We start from the raw sequence: 20274 nt of genomic DNA on the forward strand, positions 1-20274 counted from the left end.
GCGGGCTCGCGGAACGCGAGCCGCGGCAGGAGCACTGCGGCGGACAGGCGTTCAGGCGGCAAGCGGCGCACGCAACGGAGTGCTGCAACTGTCCACGATGGTTCCTGAAGGAAGAATGGGCGGCATTCTAGTGGGCCGCCCGCGCACGCGTCAACCGGTTTGGCGGCCGGCCGCGAACGGCCGGCGCGTTGCCGCGGCGAGTGTTGCGGCGGTCGCTGCGACGGCTACTGCGATGCGCCGATCGTGCCCGTGGCGAGCGCGAGTGCGGCGGCTGCCGACAAGGCCCCGGCGTAGCTGTCGACTTCCGCATTGCGCGCGGCGAGCAGCTGGCTTTGCGCGATCGTCGCATCGGTGACCGAGCCGACGCCGTTGCGGTAGGCCGTCAGCGCCGCGTCGTAGCTCGTCTGCGCGGCATCGACGAGCGCGCTGGCCGCATCGTGCGACGCGAGGCTCGTCTGCACCGCGTTCTGCGCGGCGACAACCTGGCGGACGGCTTCCTCCTTGGTCCGCGTGAGCCGCGCGGACGCGCTTTGCGCATCGTTGCGGGCCTGCATCAGCACCGCCGAGCGCAGGCCGCCGTCGTACAGCGGAATCGTCACGCCGAGGAACACGCCGCCGCCGTAGCGGCTGCCGTTCAGGTTGACGGTCGGCGCCTGGTCGCCGATCGCGGGCAGCGCGGAGATGGACGTGCCGCCGCTCGCGTACGACGTCGATGCGGACAGGAAGACCTTCGGCATGAACGCCGCTTCCGCGGCCTTGATCTTCGCGCGATTGGCCTGTTCGAGCGCATACGCGCCTTGCAGGTCGGGGCGGCGCGCGATCGCGTCCGCCACGATTGCATCGACCGACGACGCGAGGGCCGGCGGCAGTGGCCGCAACGGCAGCGCGGCGATCGACGGCTTCGACAGCGGCGAAATGCCGAGCGCGGAAACCAGCGCGAGGTAGCTGTCGCTTTCCGTGCCGTTCGCCTGCACGAGCGCGAGATTCGCCTGCGCGCGGTTCTGCGTCGCCTGCGCGAGTTCGACGACGGTGCCGACGCCTTGCCTGAGCCGCGCGCGGGACGCCGCGAGGATCGCGTCCGCGTTCGCGAGGCCCTGCTGCGCGCTGGCCGCGCGCGAGCGGGCGGCTTCGTACCGGTAGTACGCGACGCTCACGTCGTGGATCACTTGCTGATGCACGGCGGTGAATGCGACGTTCGACGCGATCGACGCCTGTTCGGCCGCCTCGACGCGCGCCGCCCGGCCGCCGAAATCGAACAGCAGCCATTGCAGCGACAGCGCCGAGATCGTGCCGTGCGCCGTGGTGTTGCTCGACGCGTCGCCGAGGATCGTCGACGTCGAGCCGTGGTTCGCCTGGTAGGCGCCCATCGCCGTCGCGGACAGGCTCGGCAGGTACGCGGCCTTCGCGATGCCGACCGCGAGCGCCGCGTTGCGTGCGTCGTTCCATGCGATGCGGGTCAGCGGATTCGTCGATTCGGCGAGATCGATCAGCTCGGGCAGCGTGTACGGATGCGTGGCGTCGAGCGCGGCGGGCGGCGATACCGACGCGAGCGCGGGCGAGGCCGGCAGCGTGTAGTCGTGCGGCGCGCGTTGCGCGGACGCCAGCGGCGGCGCCGGCACGATGTCGCCCGCGGCCGACGTTTGCGGCTGCCACGGACGGTCGGGGGCCGCCGGCGCCAGATCGATCGACGACGTGGCGCAACCGGTCAGCGCGAGGGCGGTCGCGAGCGCGGCGGCGGCGATCGGCGCCGCCGGCGGTTCAGGGACGCGCATGAGGGGCAGGCTCCTTCGGGGTGGCTTGACGCGCGGCATCGGCGATGTGGGCGAGCCGCGTGTCGATCAGGTTCAGCAGTGCGTCGCGCGCAGGGTCGGCGGGCGCGGCGGCCGGCGGCGGAGCCGGCACGGCGGCTGCGGGTGCCGCTGCGGTAGAGGTCGGCATCGGCGCGGCGGCGCCGGCCGCCGGATCGTCGTCGCGCAGTTCGACCACGCGCGCGAGCCGCGCATCGATCGCCGCATCGCCCGGCGCGCGTTCGGCGAGCAGGAACAGCGGGCCTTCGAGCGCGCCGAGTTCCGCGAGCGCGCGCCGCCGGGTGGCGAGCCACGTGGCGGCCGGCCGCACCCACGACGGCTCGTAGTGGACGAGGCCGAGCTCCTGCGCGATCGCACCGTGGCGCGCGAAGGCTTCGGCGGCGAGCGTGCGGCGTTCGGCCGGCGGCACGACCTGCGCGATACGGCGCCACTGGTCGAGCAGCGCGGCGAGCGCGACGTCGATCTGCTTGCCGATGCTGACCGGCCAGATGCGCGTGAAGACGAGATACACGGCGAGGTTGCCGAGCAGGATGCCGATCGTGCGATCGCGCGCGATCGTCAGGTCGAAGCCGGGGCCGGCGCCCTGGATCACGCACAGGAAAAACGCGAAGGCGATCTGGAAGCCCGCGTAGCCGATGCGCGGCGAGCCGAACGCGACCCACGCGGAGATCCACGCGCCGGCGAACACCAGCGCCATCAACTGACCGACCGACGACAGCGCCGGCACGACGAACACGAGCGCCGCGGTGCCGAGCAGCGCGCCGACGATGCAGCCGGCGATCCGCAACGTGAGCTTCTCGACCGTTTCGGCCGTCGAGCCGAGCGACACGATGTAGCAGGTGACGACGCACGTATGGATGCCCGACCAGTCGAGCTGCGAATACAGCAGATAGCAGAAGATCGCCGCGGCGGTCGTCTTCAGCGCATAGCGGATATGGTCGGGATTGCTGCGCGCATCCGGCAGGAAGAAGCCGCCGCGCGGTGCCGGTGCCGGCGATGCGGCGGGTTCGGGGCGGACGGCAGCGGGTGCGGCCGGTGCCGATGCATCGGCCGCCGCGTCCGCCACGTCCGGTTCCGCGAAGCGCGTGATCGCCGCATGGAGATCCGTCGCGGCGATGCGCGCGAGCCGCGGCAGCACATCGGCCGGTGGCAGCGCGAGCGTCACGTCGACCGGATAGCCGCCGCGCTCGAGCAGGGCCGCCATCTCGTCGAGCGTGGCCGCGATCGGGGTGGCGAACGCGGCGGGCAGCCGCGCGTCCGGTTCGCGATCGATCAGCGCGACGCCAACCAGCAGCGCCGTGCTCGACGCAATGGCCTGGCGCAGCGCCGCGACGTCGGCGGCGCTCGACGAGCCTTCGAGTGTCGACAGCTTGAGCCAGGTCAGCAACTGCTTGTCGCCTTCGCGCAGGCTCGCGTCGAACGCGGCGCGCGTGTCGTCGTCGCCGCGCAGCCGCAGCGCGGCGAGCCGCAGCCGCCTCGCGAGCTGCGCGAACGCGAGCCGGCGCGGCGACGGCGCGATCAGCAGGTTGACGACGATCGCGACGCCCACGGGAATCGCGATCGTCAGCCAGATGTAGAGCAGCGCGCGTGTCGCGGCTTCGCCGAACGGGGCGAGGCCGAGCTGGTCGAGCCCGAAGCCGACGATCATCGCCAGGATCGCGCCCACGGGGCGCAATTTGCTGGCCGACGTCAGGTACAACAGCCCGACCGACAGCACGGCCATGCACGCGACCCGCAGGATCGAATAGTCGATGCTGAAGATGGCGATGCCGAGCACGAGCCCGATCACGATCGTGACGATCAAGAGCAGCGCGGCCGCGAGCACGACGCTCGTCACGCGGTCGGCGCGGATCATGAAGAACACGACGTAGGCGGACAGCGCGGCTTCGGGCGTACCGTACGCGCTCGTCACGAGCACGGTCAGCGCGCAGATCAGTGCGACCCGCACGGCGATCGACGTGCGCCCCGGAAACGGCGCGAGCAGCCGCAGGACTTCGCGCGGGCCCGGCGCGCGGACCTCAGCGGCAGGCTGCGCCATGCCGGACCTCGACGATCGCGCTCGCGCCGACACGCACGAGCTTGCCGTCGGGTTCGTCGAGCTTCACGCGCACCGGGAAGCGCTGCGCGACATGCACCCAGTTCACCGAGCGCTGCACGATCGGCAATGCGCGCGGCAGGTTGATGCGATCGCTGTCCGAGATACCGGCGCCGATGCCGACGACCTTGCCCGTCAGCGGACGGCTGCGGTCGATCATCGAATAGACGGTCGCGCAGTCGCCGACCGCGATGCGGTTCAGCGACGTCTCGCGGAAATTGCCGACCGCGAACCATTCGCTCGCATCGATCAGCGTGAAGATCGACTGGTTCGGCGCGAGGGTTTCGCCGGCGAGCACGGTCAGGCCCGTCACCAACCCGTCGTACGGCGCGCGCACGACCGTATCGTCGAGCGCGTGCCGCGCGCGGGCGAGCGCGGCTTCGCGCGCATGAAGCGTCGCGATCGCGTCGGCGTCGTCGCCGATCGTCTGCGCGGATGCGCGCTGCTGTTCCTGCGCCTGCGCGAGCGACACGGCCGCGTCGCGCTGCCGGACCTTCGCCTGGTCGAACTGCTGCGCGCTGACGTAGCCCTGCGCGGCGAGCGGCGCGAGCCGGTTCACGTCGCGCGTCGTCAAATCGTGATTCTGCGTCGCACGCTTGACCTGCTCGGCCGCGACCGCCGCGTTCGAATGCTCGCCGATCAGCGCGCGGCGGCGGGTGGCAAGCGATGCTTGCGCGAGTTCGAGATCGGCCTGCGCCTGCGCGACGGTCAGCCGGTATGGCACCGGATCGATGACATACAGCAGGTCGCCTTTCGCGACGCGCTGGTTCTCGTGCACCGCAAGCTGCACGATGCGTCCGCCAACGGGCGACGCGACGTGCACGACATCGGCGTCGATCGACGCGTCGTCGGTGGACGGGTAGGCCGTCGTGCGGTGGTACGCATACGCGAGCGCGGCGATGCCGAGCGCGACGATCGCCAGCGCGATCACGCGGCCTTTCGTGGAGGGGCGGGCGATTCCGGCGGCCTTCATGCGAACGGCCCCGTGCCGGTGAGCCACACGATCACCGCGACCACGAGCCCGATCGCGGTGCACACGGCGAGCTGGTAAGGCACGGTGGCGGCCCAGCCGGTCGCGACGAATACGCGGTGCGCGACGATCGCGCCGACGATGCCGACGATCGCACTGACGAGCCAGAGCGGGAAATATGCGCCGAACAGCACGTACGACGGTGCGCCGCGCGACGTGCAGCCCGCGAGCGGCAGGGCGGGCACCAGGGCGGCGGCGACGCGCAGGGGGGCGCGCGGCGTTGTTGTTCTCATGGTGTGACGAGCTCGACGTTGGAGGTGGATGCCGGGCACGGCGCAATGCGGTTCGTCGCCGCAACGACTACTTCGCGATATGGCGCCGATAATAAATCAGCGCGATGCGGATCGCCAGCGATGCGGCATGCACCGGCGGCCTGCGTCAGGCACGTCCGCGGCCGGCTCGCGATTCTGCCAGCACATGCTCTTGTAGGGTTGCTAACGGACTGTAAAGGATCGTCAGACGAAAAAAACGGCGTCGCGACGTTGGTGCGCCGATGCGCGGGAATCGCTGCACGAATGATCGATCGCAGCATGAACCAGCGAGAATCCGCGGTCGGGCGTGGCGGGCGTGACCAGGCGGGGCGGATGGGCGCATCCGCGATGCACGCCGGCGACGGCTGTTCGGCGTGACGTCGTCGGCGTTGCGTCACGTTGCGTCACGTCGCGACACGACGCGACACGACGCGACGCGGCGTGCCAGGCGACGCAATCGGCCCGCCCGCCGCGGCCGTGACCGGTCGTGCCATCCGGTATCTGTGTACCATCGTGCGTAGGGTGCGACGCGCGGCGCGGGACATGACGGGATCTGGCGTCACGGCCCCGTTCGATGCGCGGCGCGGCAGCGGTATCGCAACGAGGATGAGTGTTCCATGCGAAGTTTCTTTGTCCGGTTCATTGCAATCGGCGTGCTGTTCCATCTGTATGTCGGGTTGCGGATCATTCCCGATGCCTTTGCGTCGCCGCTCGCGCGCACGATCGCGGCGCTCGTGCTGGTGAGCTTCGTCGTGCTGATCCCGGTCGGCATGTTCTCGCGCCGCTTCGACGAAGGCTGGGCCGCGACGGTGGCCGGCTGGACCGGCTCGCTCGTGATGGGTTTCTTTTCGTCGCTGCTGGTGCTGACGTTCCTGCGCGAACCGGTGCTGCTCGGCGTCGTCGCCTGGCGGCATCTCGGGCATGACGGCGCATGGAGCGGCGCGGCCTCCGACACGGCGCTCGGCGTGCTCGCGGCCGCGGTGCTGGTCAGCGCGATCGGCTTCGTCGGCGCGCGCCGCACGGCGGCGGTCAAGCGCGTGTCGATTCCGGTCGACGGGCTGCCGGCCGCGCTCGACGGGCTGACCATCGTGCAGCTGTCGGACATCCACGTCGGGCCGACGATCAAGCGGCCGTATATCGAGCGGATCGTGCGGGCGGTCAATGCGCTCGACGCGGATCTCGTCGTCGTGACGGGCGACGTGGTCGACGGCTCGGTCAAGCGGCTGCGCGAACACACGGCGCCGCTCGGCCGGATGCAGTCGCGGCACGGCAGCTTCCTCGTGACGGGCAACCACGAGTACTACGCCGGCGCGCACGCGTGGATCGACGAATTCCGGCGGATCGGGTTGACGGTGCTGCTCAACGAGCACGTGCTGATCGAGCACGACGGTGCGCGCGCGGTGCTCGCGGGCGTCACCGATTTCACGGCGGGCGGGTTCGATCCCGCGCATCGCAGCGACCCCGAGCGGGCACTGGCCGGCGCGCCGCGCGACGTCGCCACCCGGATCCTGCTCGCCCACCAGCCGCGCAGCGCGGAAGCGGCGAGCCGCGCCGGTTTCACCGTGCAGCTGTCCGGCCATACGCACGGCGGCCAGTTCCTGCCGTGGCCGCCGTTCGTGCGCCTGCAGCAGCCGGTGATCGGCGGGTTGAACCGGTTCGGCGCGATGTGGCTCTACACCAGCCGCGGCACCGGCTACTGGGGGCCGCCGAACCGCTTCGGCGTGCCGTCCGAGATCACGCTGATCCGCTTGACGCGCGGCCGCTAGCGTGCGTCAGACGATGCGCGCGATATCGTCGAAATCGAAGCGCGGGCTGCGCGGGAACAGGCCCGCCGGGTCGCCGTAGCCGAGATTCACCAGGAAGTTGGTGCGGATCGCGGTGCCGGCGAAGAATTCGGCATCGACCTTCGCGGCATCGAAGCCCGACATCGGCCCGGCATCGAGGCCGAGCGCACGCGCGGCGAGGATCAGATACCCGCCTTGCAGCGACGAATTGCGAAACGCGGTGGCTTCGATCAGCGCGTCGTTGCCGGCGAACCAGCTGCGCGCGTCGGCGTGCGGGAACAGGCGCGGCAGGTGCTCGTGAAACGCGAAATCCATGCCGACGATCACGGTGACGGGCGCGGCCATCGTCTTCGCGAGATTGCCCTCGGACAGCGCCGGTTTCAGGCGCGCCTTCGCTTCGGGCGACTTGACGAACACGAAGCGCGCGGGGCTCGCGTTCGCCGACGTCGGGCCGAATTTCGTCAGGTCGATCAGCCGGTGCAGCAGCGCATCGGCGACGGGTTTGTCCTGCCACGCGTTATGCGTGCGGGCGGTGACGAACAACTGGTCGAGGGCGGAATCGGAGAGCGTCATGGTGGGTCCGGGAAGAGTTCGGCCGCGTCGCGTCGGCCGGTATTGCGGAAGAAGGCCGCGCCCTGGATAAGGGCGCGCTGCGACAGGCCGCGATGATAGCGTGGTGCGGGACAACGCGGCGGCTTTGCGGGGCGGACTGGCGATGCGCGGGCCTGTCATGCGCCGGAATGACAGCGCATGGCGGTGCGCGTCGGCGTTGGCTACCATGCAGACATGGTCCTCCTGCACCGTTCATCCGCTGCCTGATCCCGACATGTCGACGCCCGATTTCTTCGACGATACGCCCGCGCCCGACGTGGACTGGTACCCGGACTGGCTCGTGCCGGCCGAGGCCGACCGCGCGCTGGCCGCGCTGATCGACGAGGTCGCGTGGCGGCAGGACACGATCCGCACGCCGCGCGGACGCATTCCGCTACCGCGGCTCACCGCGTGGCAGGGCGAGCCGGACGCCGTCTACGTGTATTCGGGAATCCGCAACGTGCCCGCGCCGTGGACGCCGGCCGTGCTCGAGCTGAAGCGCGCGGTCGAGGCAACCAGCGGCGCGCATTTCAACAGCGTGCTGCTCAATCGTTACCGCAACGGGCAGGACAGTCTCGGCTGGCATGCGGACAACGAACCGGAGCTCGGCGACGCGCCGGTGATCGCATCGGTGAGCCTCGGTGCGATGCGCGTGTTCGATCTGCGTCATCGTGCGACCGGCGTCGTGCATGCGTACCGGCTGACGCACGGCAGCCTGCTGGTGATGCGGGGCCGCACGCAGGCCGAATGGCAGCACCGCGTGCCGAAGGCGCCGGCCGTGCAGGGCGAGCGCGTCAACCTGACGTTCCGGCGGGTGGTGTCGTCGTCGGCGGCGGGGCGTTAGCGGCTGGCGATGCCGATGGTCCGGCGCGATTGATCGGCTCGGGGTCGCGCCCTTTTCAAGCCGATGCGACCCATCGGTCGTCCATGCGGCACGTTGCCGCACAGGTGGTGCGCCATCCTTCGGAAACAGGCTCGTGAGGCCCGTGCCCTATGGGTTTCAGGGGGATTTGATCGACCGTCCGGTTTCGATAGGCAGGTGTAAGTCCTGATGGTGCGTCGCAACATTCCTTGACTAGACTATCGAAAGATTGAAGCGCGCCGTGACCCGGCGCATTTTTTCGACATGCCCGACGCGTCGCCGATGCGATGCGCAGGGCAGGAGCCTAACCCGTGACCGTACTGGACTCATCCCTCGAACCCTCGCTGCACGTCTTCGAACAAGACGGCGGATGGCAATGGGCGCTGACGGTGAAGCGAGCGTCCGGCGTCGGTGTGAAAGTCGTCGCATTCAGCACGGACGGCTTTCGCGGCGAAGCCGACGCGTACGCCGCCGGCCGGCTCGCCCGTGCCGAATATAACGACGCCGTGACGGCCTGACGTCGCGTCGCGTCGCGCCGATCCCGTTCGCGGATCGGCGCGGTCATTTGCTGGCCGGCGTTTCCCCGTTCATTTTTCTCCCCCCGATACCCGAATCGATCCGTATGCGACATCGCATGCGGTGCGTCCGCGCGTCATGAGCCGCCACCGCCGCCCACGACGACGTTCCGGTGGGCAGCCCTGTCTATCGCTGTTATCCTTCCGATCGCATCAGGCTATGCGCCAGTCCGGTTGCCGGGCCGAGCGCACCGGGCCGTCGGCCGCCTGCACCGGATCGTGTTGATCCGGTCCGGTCGAAAATCCATAATCAAGCATTGCGGGTCTTTCGTGAACGCTTCCATTCCGTCCATGTGCACAGGGTCAATTCAACGATGAGCGGCGCATCGAAACCGCCGGCGAAGCCGGCCAGCGCGCCGCGCGCGGCAGCCGGCGGCGACGCCGACCACGACGCGTCGAAGCAGGGCGCGGGCGACGACGAAGCGTCCGGCGGCGCGTCGTCGTACCTGGTGCCGGGCCTCGAACGCGGGCTGCGGATCCTCGCCGAATTCTCCGCGCGCGAGCCGGTGCTCGGCGCACCCGAGCTGTCGAAGCGCATCGGCATCCCGCGCACGACCACCTTCCGCCTGCTGCAGACGCTCGAGGCGCTCGGCTTTCTCGAGCGCGTGAACGGCGACCGTTATTTCCGGCTGGGCGTCGGCGTGCTGCGGCTCGGCTTCGAATACCTGAATTCGCTGGAACTGACCGATCTCGGCACGCCCGTGCTCGAACGGCTGCGTGACGCGTCCGGGCTGTCGACGCACCTGCTGATCCGTGACCAGCGCGACGTCGTGTTCGTCGCGAAGGCGCAGAGCAACACGTCGATGTTCGGTTCGGTGAAGGTGCACGTCGGCACGCGGCTGCCCGCGCATGCGACCGTGCACGGCCACGTGCTGATGGGCGACCTCACGCGCGACGCGCTGCGCCAGCTGTATCCGGAGAAGCGGCTCGAGCAGTTCACCGAGCGCACGCCGGGCACCGTCGACGAACTGTACGAACGCGTGCGTCAGTACGCGCGGCTCGGCTACGCGGTCAGCGAGGCCGCATTCGAGAGCGGCATCTCGGCCGTGACCGCGCCGGTGCGCGATCATTCGGGGGCGATCGTCGCGGCGATCACCGCGACGGTGCCGCGCTCGGAGATCGGCGAGGCCGGCGAGAAGGAGCGGCTCGTCGAAGCGGTGTGCGGCGCGGCGGTCGACCTGTCGCAGCGCCTGAACTACCGGCCGCTCGAAAGCGACCCGACGTTCGCGCATGCGCGCCACCGCGTCGCGATGTTCTGACCTGGAGAGCGAGCCGCGTCGCGCGGCTTCGCCCATCGCCGATCGCCAACGAAAAGAGCAGCCCGCGTGGCTGCTCTTTTCGTTTCCGGCATCGGGCCTGCGGGCCCGTCGGGGCTCAGAACGAGTGATGGATGCCGGTCAGCACGATCACCTGGTTCGCGGTGCTCGACGTGCCGGCCGTGAAGAACGCGGCCTTCGCACCGCCCGAACCGTGTTCGACCAGCACGTTCGCATAGAGCTGCGTGCGCTTGGACAGCGCGTAGATGTCGCCGAGCTCGACCTGGGTCCAGCGGCGGCCGGCGAGCGTCGTCGTCGCGGCGCCGCCCGCGATCGTGTTGAACGCGCTGCTGCGGTAGTTCACGCCCGCGTCGTAGCTTTGGAACGTGTCGGAAAACCCGTTCGACTGCATCTTCACGCGCGTGTAGAGGCCGTGCACGAGGAAGTCGCCGATCTGGTACGACGCGCCCGCGCCGATGTTCTCGACCTTGTTCGCGAGATAGCCGTTCGCGGTGTTCTGCCCCTGGAACGACGTGATGCCGGTCGTGCTGATCAGGATCGCGCGGTCGTGCTCGTTCGAGTAGACGGCCGACGCCTTGAACGGCCCGTTCGCATAGTTCAGCGCGACGCCGACCGACTTGCCGGTCGAGAAGTTCGTCGTATTGCCGAACGCCATCATCGCCGCGGCCGAGAAGCCGGCGAAGCCCGGCGAACGGTACTTGACCGAGTTGTTGTACGGCACGTTGCCGGTCGCGGCGAGCCCGTCGATGTTGCCGGGGTGGAACGCGTACCAGCTCATCGCGAGATAGGCCGTGCTGAGCGGATCGAGATAGTCGAACGTCAGCGGCGTCTGGCGGCCGAGCGTCAGCGTGCCGTAGCGGTCCGAACCGAGGCCGACGTACGCCGCGCGGTTCCAGATCGTGTTCGCGGTCGCGAACTGGCCGTTGTTCGTATAGAAGCCGTTTTCGAGCTGGAAGATCGCCGACAGGCCGCCGCCGAGGTCTTCCTTGCCTTTGAGGCCCCACCGATCGGGCTGCGTGTTGCCCTGGATCATCGCCCACTTCGCGTGGCCGCCGACGTTGTTCACATAGGCGACGCCGGCATCCATGCTGCCGTACAGCACCACGCTGCTCTGTGCCCACGCGCCCGACACGGCGCCCATCCCGATGACTGCTGCTGCTACCGCATGCTTGACCATTTGATCTCCTGATTCTCCAAACCTGATGAAAACGGGCCGTGGTGGCGGGCGCGAGGACGGCCGGCCGTCGCGCGTTCTTCGTCACCGGGCGGGCATTTTTAATGTTCCATATAAGGAACAATGTGCCTCTGATGGAATGGAGTATAGAGGTGTCACGCGCAGGATCAAAAATAAATTTATCGGGCCGGATGAGGCTGCAGACAATCCGCAACACGGGATCGAGAATCCTGAAAAAGGGACTTAAACCCCCGTCAACAAACAAAAAATCACATCTGATGCGGTAGGCGGAAGCGATCGTCGACCCGGCGGTCAGTGTTTTCCCTAGGACATGCAGCTTTTTGTTTTACTCGTGGAAAGTCGCTTCTATAATCACCATCCATAAACTGCTGTTCCGGATATGGAACAAATCCGGAGCGAACCGAGAGTCGATCAGAAGGAAGGGTGTGAGATGTCTGAACAATGGGTTTGCGCCGGGCATGCCGGCGCGCTGTCGGAAGACACGCCGATCGAGTTCAAGCGGACCGACGGCGTCGAAATCGGGATCTACCGCGTCGGCGACGACGTGTATGCGCTCGAGAACGTGTGCCCGCATGCCTACGCGCTGCTGACGCAGGGGTTCGTCGACGAAGGCACGGTCGAATGCCCGCTGCACGAGGCGGTGTTCGACATCAGGACCGGCGAATGCCTGAAGGGCCCGGGCGGGCGCGCGCTGAAGCAGTACGCGGTGCGCCTCGCCGGTGAAGAAATCCAGATCAAGGTGGAGTGACATGAAAGAAGCGACCGTCAATTTCAATCCCTTCCTGAAGCCGTGGGTGGCACCGCAGCCGAACAACGTCGCCGGCAAGGGGCAGATCGAGATCCCGGGGCAGGTCGAGAACCAGGTGTGGCAGAACCGCAAGGCCGCGCCGACCCAGTACGAGAACGACCTCGGCGATGCGCTCGAACGCGTGTTCGAGAGCGGCGCGACCGAGCTGGACGATGTCGTCGCGGGCCTGAACCGCATCGGCTTCCGCGCGCCGGACGGCACGGCGTGGACCGCCGAGCGCTTTCGCGCCGAAATGGCCTCGCTGGCGGAATGAGCGCGCGCGCCGCGTGACCGCCGACCCGACGACAACCGCATCCGGAGCACACTGATGACGTCCCCCGCACAACACGAAGTCCAACACGACCCGGTCCGCGACTATCTCGATCGCGGCATCAAGAACTACTGGTATCCCGTCGCGCCGAGCTGGCAGGTGTCGAACGCGCCCGTCGGCCTCACGCGCCTGTCCGAGCAGATCGTGCTGTGGCGCGATCACGAGGGCAAGGTCCACGCGCTGGAAGATCGCTGCCCGCACCGCGGCGCGCGCCTGTCGCTCGGCTGGAACCTCGGCGGCAACATCGCCTGCTGGTATCACGGCGTCGAAATCGACGGTGGCGGCACGGTCAATCGTGTGCCGGCCGTGTCGAACTGTCCGCTCGAAGGCACGAAGTGCGTGAAGTCGTATCCGGTCGAAGAGAAGGCCGGTGCGATCTTCCTGTGGTTCGGCGACGAAGCGCATGGCGAGCCGGCGCCGCTGAACCTGCCGGAAGAGCTGGTCGCCGACGAGTACGGCCACTTCCTGTGCGTGTCGAACTGGAAGTGCAATTACCAGTACGCGATCGACAACGTGATGGATCCGATGCACGGCGCGTACCTGCACGCGACGTCGCACTCGATGGCCGAAGGCGACAAGCAGGCCGAGATGCGCGTGCGCAAGACGGAAACGGGCCTGATGTTCGAGAAGGTCGGCCAGCGCGACGTGAACTTCGACTGGGTCGAGCTCGGCGAAACCGGCTGCCTGTGGATGCGCCTCGCGATTCCGTACAAGCAGAAGTTCGGCCCGGGCGGCAACTTCGGGATCATCGGCTTCGCGACGCCGGTCGACGGCGACAACTGCCAAGTCTACTTCTGGCGGACCCGCAAGGTCAGCGGCTGGCAGCGCGACGTGTGGCGCTTCATGTACCGCAACCGCCTCGAGGGCCTCCATTGGGACGTGCTCGAGCAGGACCGCTACGTCCTCGAAAGCCTCGCGCCGCACGCACGCGATCACGAATACCTTTACCAGCACGACGTCGGCATCACGCGCGTGCGCCGGATGCTGCGCCAGCGTGCGCAGGAACATCTGTCCGCGCTCGACGCGCACCGTGCGGCGCATGCCGCGGCGGAGTCCGCGAATGGCTGAGTTCGCACCGGTGGTGGCACTGCCGGGGCGCCGCGTGCTCGTCACGGGCGGCGCGCGCGGTCTCGGTGCCGCGTTCGTGAAGGCGCTGGTCGAGGCGGGCGCGCAGGTCGCGTTCGGCGACGTGCTTGCCGAAGCGGGCCGCGCGCTGGCCGCGCAGCTCACGCAAGCCGGCCACACCGCGCATTTCTTCGCACTCGACCTGGCCGATCCGGCGAGCGTCGACGCGTTCGTCGCACAGGGCGCTGCCGCGCTCGGCGGCATCGACGCGCTGATCAACAACGCGGCGATCACGAATTCGGGCGGCAAGCTGTCGACGGAACTCGACGTGTCGACCTGGGATGCCGTGATGAACGTGAACGTGCGCGGCGTGTGGCTCGTCAGCAATGCGGCGTTGCCGCACCTCGCGAAGTCGGGCCGCGGCGCGATCGTGAACCTCGCCTCGGACACCGCGCTGTGGGGCGCGCCGAAGCTGCTCGCCTACGTCGCCAGCAAGGGCGCGGTGATCGCGATGACGCATGCGCAGGCGCGCGAGTTCGGCGCGCACGGCGTGACGGTCAACGCGATCGCGCCGGGGCTTACCGAAGTCGAGGCGACGGCCTACGTGCCGGCCGAACGCCACGCGTTCTACATGCAGGGCCGCGCGCTCGCGCGTGCGCAGGTACCCGAGGACGTGACGGGCCCCGTGCTGTTCCTGCTGTCGGACGGCGCGCGTTTCGTGACGGGCCAACTGCTGCCGGTGAACGGCGGCTTCGTAATGAACTGAATTGAAGTTTTCACTCGGAATGAAGGAGAGGACGATGGCGGACGCAGATCTCGAACGCAAGTCGTGGGACCAGCCGGAAGACGCAAGCTTCGGCGACTGGATGGAAGGGCGGGTCGCGCGCTACGAAACGCGGCGCTACGACTGGGACGCGCTGAAGTTCCAGGCCGACTACGACCCGAAGTACCGCCGTGCGCAGATGCGCTACGTCGGCACGGGCGGCACGGGCGTCGCGAAGGACGTCAACACGGTGCCGGCCGGCAACTTCACGTTCTCGACGATGGTGATCCCGGCCGGCAACATCGGCCCGAGCCACATCCACATCGACGTCGAGGAAATCTTCTTCGTGCTGCGCGGCAAGATGAAGGTGATCTGCGAGCGCGACGGCGAGACCTGGGAAGCGATCCTTGGCGAGCGCGACCTGATCTCGGTGCCGCCGGGCGTGTATCGCACGGAAATCAACATCGGCGAGGAAGATGCGCTGATGTGCGTGATGCTCGGTTCGTCGAAGCCGATCACGCCGACGTACCCGCCGGATTCGCCGCTCGCGAAGATCAAGCGCTGAGACGGGGCGGAGCACGCAATGAGTGTCATCGACAAACGTGAACGCGACCGCACCGCGGCGTTCGCCGCGCTGCTCGGGCAGTATCCCGAACAGCGCTGCGCGGCCGGCGCGGCGGGCACGATCGGCTACCGTGAGGCTGGCGCAGGCGAGGCCGGCGCGCGGCATGCGGGCCGCGCGTTGCCCGTCGTGCTGCTGCACGGAATCGGCTCGGGCGCCGCATCGTGGGTGTGCCAGCTCGACACGCTCGGCGCATCGCGGCGCGTGCTCGCGTGGGATGCGCCCGGCTACGGCGTGTCGACGCCCGTGCACGGCGCGTCGCCGGCGGCCGCCGATTACGCGGCGTCGCTGAACGCGTGGCTCGAGGCACTCGGCATCGAACGCTGCGTGCTGGTCGGGCATTCGCTCGGCGCGATCATCGCGGGCGGCTTGTCCCGCGTGATGCCCGCGCGCATCGCCGGCCTGCTGCTGATTTCGCCCGCGGGCGGCTACGGCAGCGCGCCCGCCGAAACGCGCGACACGCGCCGCGATGCGCGCCTCGCGATGCTCGAGGAACTCGGCCCGGCCGGGCTCGCCGAGCAGCGCAGCGGCAACATGCTGTCCGGTTTCGCGAGCGAGGATGCGCGTGCATGGGTGCGCTGGAACATGGCGCGCATCGTGCCGGCCGGCTATGCGCAGGCCACGCATCTGCTCGCGAATGCCGATCTCGCGTCCGATCTGGCCGGCTTTCGCGGCCGCGCGGCGGTGGCGGTCGGCGCGAACGACGCGATCACGCCGCCTGCTGCATGCGAGCGAATCGCCGCGGCCGTGCATGTCGGGCTGCAGGTGATTCCGCAGGCCGGTCATGCGGGTTACGTGGAACAGCCGGCGGTTTACTCGTCGCTGATCGACGGCTTCTGCCGTCAATGCGATCGTCAACGGGGGCTGGAATGAACGACCCCCACGCTCACTATCGTTCGCTTGGGGGGGCGCAGCCCCCCCATTCCCGGCATGCATGCCATCGCGCCCTTGGGGCGGCCCGGCGGGAGGCATCATGAGCGAACCGTTGCAACAACAGGACGCGGAAAACGCGAAGTCCGACGCCAACTACGTGGTGCCGGGCCTCGAACGCGGTCTGCGCATCCTCGCCGAATTCTCGCCGCGCGAGCCGGTGCTCGGCGCGCCGGAACTGTCGAAGCGCCTCGGCATTCCACGCACGACGGTGTTCCGTCTGCTGCAGACGCTCGAATCGCTCGGCTTCCTCGAGCGCGCGGACAAGGATCGCAACTACAAGCTCGGCATCGCCGTGCTGCGGCTCGGCTTCGAATACCTGAGCTCGCTCGAGCTGACCGATCTCGGCCTGCCGGTGATCGAAAGCCTGCGCGACGCGACCGGCTTCACGACGCACATCGTGATCCGCGACGGCCGCGACGTGGTGTTCGTCGCGAAGGCGCAGAGCCAGTCGCCGGTGTTCAGCTCGATTCGCGTGAACGTCGGCACGCGGTTGCCCGCGCATGCGACGACCCACGGCCACGTGCTGATGGGCGACCTGTCGCTGAAGGAGCTGCGCACGCTGTATCCGGAAGGCACGCTGAACCGGATGACGAGCGCGACGCCGGAAACGGTCGACGCGCTGTACGAAGTGATCCGCGAGGATGCATTGCGCGGCTACGGCGTCAGCAATTCGTCGTTCGAGCGCGGGATTTCGGTGGTCACGGCACCGGTGCGCAACGACACGCAAAGGATCGTCGCGTGCATCACGGTGACGGTGCCGCGGCCGGAGATCGACGCGGCGCTGATCGCCGACGGCCTGATCGACAAGGTGCAGCGCGCGGCGGCGGAATTGTCGCGGCGGCTCAATTACCGCTCGGATGACGAGCACACGTTTCTGAAGGCTTTAGGATTGAAATGAGACCCCCACGTTCGCTTTGCTCACTGCCCCCCGAGGGGGCTGTCGGCCCTCTTGGGGCGGCCCGGCGAGGACCGACGACATGATTGAGATCGATCTGACCGGGCAGGTGGCGGTGGTGACGGGCGGTTCGTCCGGCATTGGCCTCGCGACTGCCGAACGGTTCCTGCAGGCCGGCGCGTCGGTCGCGATTTGCGGCCGCGACGGCGAACGCCTCGCACGCGCGCAAGCGCTGCTCGGCGAAAAGTATCCGGGCGCACCGCTGCTCGCCGTGCGCTGCAACGTGCTCGACGAAGCCGACGTGGCCGCATTCGCGCAGGCCGTGTCCGACCGCTTCGGCCGCGCCGACATGCTCGTCAACAACGCAGGCCAGGGCCGCGTGTCGACCTTCGCCGACACGACCGACGATGCATGGCGCGAGGAACTCGAACTGAAGTACTTCAGCATCATCCGCCCGACCCGCGCGTTCCTGCCGCTGCTGCGCGACGCGCGGGCGCCGACGATCACCTGCGTGAACTCGCTGCTCGCGCTGCAGCCGGAGCCGCACATGGTCGCGACGTCGTCGGCGCGCGCGGGCGTGCTGAGCCTCGTGAAGTCGCTCGCGGCCGAACTGGCGCCGCAGCGCATCCGCGTGAACTCGATCTTGATCGGCATCGTCGAGTCGGGCCAGTGGCGCCGCCGCTACGAAGCGCAGGCGCAGCCCGGCGAAAGCTGGGAGGACTGGACGGGCGCGCTCGCCCGCAAGAAGAACATTCCGCTGAACCGCTTCGGCAAGCCCGATGAGGCCGCCTGGGCACTTTTTTATCTCGCAACGCATCTGTCGTCCTACACGACGGGCAGCCATATCGACGTTTCTGGAGGTTTTGCACGCCATGTCTAAAAAAACCACGGTTGGCGAGCTGATTGCCGCCTTTCTCGAGCAGTGCGACGTCAAAACCGCATTCGGTGTCATCTCGATCCACAACATGCCGATCCTCGACGCGATCAACTCGCGCGGCAACATCCGGTACGTCGGCGCGCGCGGTGAAGCGGGTGCGCTGAACATGGCCGATGGCCTGGCCCGCGTGTCGGGCGGCCTCGGCGTCGCCTTCACGAGCACGGGCACGGCGGCGGGCAACGCGGCCGGCGCGATGGTCGAGGCACTGACGGCCGGCACCGCGCTGCTGCACATCACCGGGCAGATCGAGACGCCGTACCTCGACCAGGACCTCGCCTACATCCACGAAGCGCCGGACCAGCTCTCGATGCTCGATGCGATCTCGAAGGCCGCGTTCCGCGTGCGGACGGTCGAAACCGTGCTGCCGACGATCCGCGAAGCAGTGCGCATCGCGCAGACCGCGCCGACAGGCCCCGTGTCGGTCGAGATTCCGATCGACATCCAGGCAGCCGAAATCGAATGGCCGGAAGACCTCGCACCGGCGCACGTCGCGGTGCGCGAGCACGACGACGCGCGCGTCGCGATGCTGGCCGACGCGCTGGCCGCCAAGCGCCGCCCGCTGCTGTGGCTGGGCGGCGGCGCGCGCCATGCGCGGGCGGAAGTCGAACGCCTGGTGAAGCTCGGCTTCGGCGTCGTGACGAGCGTGCAGGGCCGCGGCGTGCTGCCGGAAGATCATCCGGCGACGCTCGGCGCATTCAACGTGCATGCGGCCGTCGAAGCGTTCTACAAGACCTGCGACGCGCTCGTCGTGGTCGGCTCGCGCCTGCGCGGCAACGAGACGCTGAAGTACAAGCTCGGGCTGCCGCAGCCGCTGTTCCGCGTCGACGCCGATGCGCTCGCCGACAATCGCGGCTATCGCAACGCGCTGTTCGTGCACGGCGATTCGAAGCGCGTGCTGGCGGCGCTGGCCGATCGCCTCGAGGGCCGCCTGTCCGTCGATCCGCGGTTCGCGGGCGATCTCGCGGCGGCGCGCGAGCAGGCCGTCGCCAGCGTGGCGGAAGGCCTCGGGCCGTACAAGACGCTGGTCGACACGCTGCAGGGCGCGGTGGGCCGCGACTACAACTGGGTGCGCGACGTGACGATCTCGAACAGCACGTGGGGCAACCGCCTGCTGAAGATCTTCGAGCCGCGCGCGGGCGTGCATGCGCTCGGCGGCGGCATCGGCCAGGGTATCCAGATGGGCATCGGCGCGGCGCTGGCCGGCTCCGCGGCGAAGACGGTCTGCCTCGTCGGCGACGGCGGCCTGATGGTCAACGTCGGCGAGCTCGTGACGGCCGTGCAGGAAAACGCGAACGTGATGATCGTGCTGATGAACGACCAGTGCTACGGCGTGATCCGCAACATCCAGGACGCGCACTACGGCGGCCGCCGCTGCTTCGTGCAGCTGCACCAGCCCGATTTCGCGCAGTTCTGCGCGAGCTTCGGCCTCACGCATTACCGGATCTCGTCGCTCGACCAGGCCGAAGCGATCGTGCGCGAAGGGATCGCGAAGGAAGGCCCGGTGATGGTCGAGGTCGACATGCTGTCGGTCGGCTCGTTCGCATCGGCATTCGCGGGCCCGCCGGTGAAGAAGGAAGAAACGCCGTCGGAGCGTCAATATGCTTGACGGACGCCACCCCGGCCACGGATACGGGCATGCGCCCGTCGACGTCGCGATGATCGGCTTCGGCGCGATCGGTGCCGCCGTGTATCACGCGGTCGAGCACGATGCATCGTTGCGCGTCGCGCACGTGATCGTGCCCGAGCATCAGCGCGACGCGGTGCAGCGTGAGCTCGGCGGTGCGGTGGAGGTCGTGTCGTCGGTCGACGCGCTGGCCCATCGCCCCGAATTCGCGCTCGAATGCGCGGGTCACAGCGCGCTCGTCGATCACGTCGTGCCGCTGCTGAAGGCGGGCACCGATTGTGCGGTCGCATCGATCGGCGCGCTGTCCGATCTCGCGCTGCTCGACGTGCTGTCGCAGGCCGCCGACGAAGGCGACGCGACGCTGACGCTGTTGTCCGGCGCGATCGGCGGGATCGACGCGCTGGCGTCGGCGAAGCAGGGCGGTCTGGACGAGGTGCTGTACGTCGGCCGCAAGCCGCCGCTCGGCTGGCTCGGCACGCCCGCCGAGGAACTGTGCGACCTGCGCGCGATGACCGAAGAGAAGGTGATCTTCGAAGGCACCGCACGCGACGCCGCACGGCTCTATCCGAAGAACGCGAACGTCGCGGCGACCGTCGCGCTCGCGGGCCTCGGGCTCGACGCGACGCGCGTGCGCCTGATCGCCGATCCGGCGGTCGCGCGCAACGTGCACCGCATTACCGCGCGCGGCGCATTCGGCGAGATGTCGCTCGAAATGAGCGGCAAGCCGTTGCCCGACAACCCGAAGACTTCCGCGTTGACCGCGTACAGCGCGATTCGCGCGCTGCGCAACCGCGCGGCCCGCTGCGTGATCTGAGCGGGCCACCCGGCCGACGCGGCCTTCGGGCCATT

20 protein-coding genes are annotated in these 20274 nt (G+C 68.8%); 14 read left to right on the plus strand and 6 right to left on the minus strand.

What is annotated here, in order from left to right; genetic code table 11:
* Nucleotides 1–224: 224 nt before the first annotated feature.
* Genes ACTJKF_RS10555 through ACTJKF_RS10570 form a run of 4 tightly spaced genes read right to left on the minus strand, consistent with a single transcriptional unit; the run spans nt 225 to nt 5166 of the window.
* Nucleotides 225–1772, minus strand: a complete 1548-nt coding sequence (locus ACTJKF_RS10555; protein ID WP_440623483.1) for a TolC family protein — start codon at nt 1770–1772, stop codon at nt 225–227.
* Complete coding sequence (locus ACTJKF_RS10560; RefSeq protein ID WP_440623484.1) at nt 1759–3846, minus strand: FUSC family protein; 2088 nt, start codon at nt 3844–3846, stop codon at nt 1759–1761. The genes ACTJKF_RS10555 and ACTJKF_RS10560 overlap by 14 nt, the downstream gene beginning before the upstream one ends.
* The gene (mdtN, locus tag ACTJKF_RS10565; RefSeq protein ID WP_440623485.1) at nt 3827–4876 is read right to left on the minus strand and encodes a multidrug transporter subunit MdtN; all 1050 of its coding nucleotides are present in this window, start codon (nt 4874–4876) and stop codon (nt 3827–3829) included. The genes ACTJKF_RS10560 and mdtN overlap by 20 nt, the downstream gene beginning before the upstream one ends.
* Nucleotides 4873–5166 (minus strand): hypothetical protein, encoded by a 294-nt coding sequence (locus tag ACTJKF_RS10570; protein WP_440623486.1) that lies wholly within the window; start codon nt 5164–5166, stop codon nt 4873–4875. Before ACTJKF_RS10570 ends, mdtN begins: the two co-directional genes overlap by 4 nt.
* 635 nt (nt 5167–5801) lie before the next feature.
* Here ACTJKF_RS10570 and ACTJKF_RS10575 point away from each other — a divergent pair.
* Complete coding sequence (locus tag ACTJKF_RS10575; protein WP_440623487.1) at nt 5802–6950, plus strand: metallophosphoesterase; 1149 nt, start codon at nt 5802–5804, stop codon at nt 6948–6950.
* A 6-nt stretch (nt 6951–6956) separates the two neighbouring features.
* On the opposite strand, the gene ACTJKF_RS10580 is transcribed toward ACTJKF_RS10575, so the two are convergent.
* The gene (locus ACTJKF_RS10580; protein ID WP_440623488.1) at nt 6957–7541 is read right to left on the minus strand and encodes a malonic semialdehyde reductase; all 585 of its coding nucleotides are present in this window, start codon (nt 7539–7541) and stop codon (nt 6957–6959) included.
* 253 nt (nt 7542–7794) lie between these two features.
* On the opposite strand from ACTJKF_RS10580, the gene ACTJKF_RS10585 reads away from it, so the two are divergent.
* From ACTJKF_RS10585 to ACTJKF_RS10595, 3 genes are all read left to right on the plus strand, one after another.
* Nucleotides 7795–8403 (plus strand): alpha-ketoglutarate-dependent dioxygenase AlkB family protein, encoded by a 609-nt coding sequence (locus tag ACTJKF_RS10585; protein ID WP_440623489.1) that lies wholly within the window; start codon nt 7795–7797, stop codon nt 8401–8403.
* 329 nt (nt 8404–8732) lie between these two features.
* Nucleotides 8733–8939 (plus strand): hypothetical protein, encoded by a 207-nt coding sequence (locus ACTJKF_RS10590; protein WP_440623490.1) that lies wholly within the window; start codon nt 8733–8735, stop codon nt 8937–8939.
* Nucleotides 8940–9310: 371 nt separating this feature from the next.
* Nucleotides 9311–10255 carry an IclR family transcriptional regulator gene (locus ACTJKF_RS10595; RefSeq protein WP_440623491.1) on the plus strand — a complete coding sequence of 315 codons (945 nt, stop codon included), beginning with the start codon at nt 9311–9313 and terminating at the stop codon, nt 10253–10255.
* 115 nt (nt 10256–10370) lie between these two features.
* On the opposite strand, the gene ACTJKF_RS10600 is transcribed toward ACTJKF_RS10595, so the two are convergent.
* Nucleotides 10371–11450 (minus strand): porin, encoded by a 1080-nt coding sequence (locus ACTJKF_RS10600; RefSeq protein WP_440623492.1) that lies wholly within the window; start codon nt 11448–11450, stop codon nt 10371–10373.
* A 448-nt stretch (nt 11451–11898) separates the two neighbouring features.
* Between ACTJKF_RS10600 and ACTJKF_RS10605 the strand changes: the two genes are divergently transcribed.
* The 10 genes from ACTJKF_RS10605 to ACTJKF_RS10650 all read left to right on the plus strand — a co-directional run bounded on the left by ACTJKF_RS10605 (nt 11899) and on the right by ACTJKF_RS10650 (nt 20239).
* Nucleotides 11899–12216: a non-heme iron oxygenase ferredoxin subunit gene (locus ACTJKF_RS10605; RefSeq protein ID WP_021161517.1), complete on the plus strand. Its 318-nt coding sequence runs from the start codon at nt 11899–11901 to the stop codon at nt 12214–12216.
* Nucleotide 12217: 1 nt separating this feature from the next.
* Complete coding sequence (locus ACTJKF_RS10610; RefSeq protein WP_121857174.1) at nt 12218–12529, plus strand: recombinase-like helix-turn-helix domain-containing protein; 312 nt, start codon at nt 12218–12220, stop codon at nt 12527–12529.
* A gap of 54 nt (nt 12530–12583) precedes the next feature.
* Nucleotides 12584–13654: an aromatic ring-hydroxylating dioxygenase subunit alpha gene (locus ACTJKF_RS10615; RefSeq protein WP_440623493.1), complete on the plus strand. Its 1071-nt coding sequence runs from the start codon at nt 12584–12586 to the stop codon at nt 13652–13654.
* Nucleotides 13647–14417: an SDR family oxidoreductase gene (locus tag ACTJKF_RS10620; protein ID WP_440623494.1), complete on the plus strand. Its 771-nt coding sequence runs from the start codon at nt 13647–13649 to the stop codon at nt 14415–14417. The genes ACTJKF_RS10615 and ACTJKF_RS10620 overlap by 8 nt, the downstream gene beginning before the upstream one ends.
* A 34-nt stretch (nt 14418–14451) precedes the next feature.
* Nucleotides 14452–14979: a cupin domain-containing protein gene (locus ACTJKF_RS10625; RefSeq protein WP_014898928.1), complete on the plus strand. Its 528-nt coding sequence runs from the start codon at nt 14452–14454 to the stop codon at nt 14977–14979.
* Nucleotides 14980–14997: 18 nt separating this feature from the next.
* A complete protein-coding gene (locus ACTJKF_RS10630; protein WP_440623495.1) occupies nt 14998–15909 on the plus strand; it encodes an alpha/beta fold hydrolase in 912 nt (303 codons plus the stop codon).
* A gap of 100 nt (nt 15910–16009) precedes the next feature.
* A complete protein-coding gene (locus tag ACTJKF_RS10635) occupies nt 16010–16867 on the plus strand; it encodes an IclR family transcriptional regulator (RefSeq protein WP_440623496.1) in 858 nt (285 codons plus the stop codon).
* Between the two features lie 79 nt (nt 16868–16946).
* Nucleotides 16947–17744 (plus strand): SDR family oxidoreductase, encoded by a 798-nt coding sequence (locus ACTJKF_RS10640; RefSeq protein ID WP_440623497.1) that lies wholly within the window; start codon nt 16947–16949, stop codon nt 17742–17744.
* Nucleotides 17737–19407, plus strand: a complete 1671-nt coding sequence (locus ACTJKF_RS10645; RefSeq protein ID WP_440623498.1) for a thiamine pyrophosphate-binding protein — start codon at nt 17737–17739, stop codon at nt 19405–19407. Before ACTJKF_RS10640 ends, ACTJKF_RS10645 begins: the two co-directional genes overlap by 8 nt.
* On the plus strand, nt 19400–20239 hold the full coding sequence (locus ACTJKF_RS10650) for an aspartate dehydrogenase (RefSeq protein WP_440623499.1): 840 nt from the start codon (nt 19400–19402) through the stop codon (nt 20237–20239). The genes ACTJKF_RS10645 and ACTJKF_RS10650 overlap by 8 nt, the downstream gene beginning before the upstream one ends.
* Nucleotides 20240–20274 lie beyond the last annotated feature (35 nt).

Origin of the sequence: Burkholderia sp. 22313, assembly GCF_052045245.1 — a bacterium.
In the GTDB taxonomy this organism is placed as follows: Bacteria; Pseudomonadota; Gammaproteobacteria; order Burkholderiales; family Burkholderiaceae; genus Burkholderia.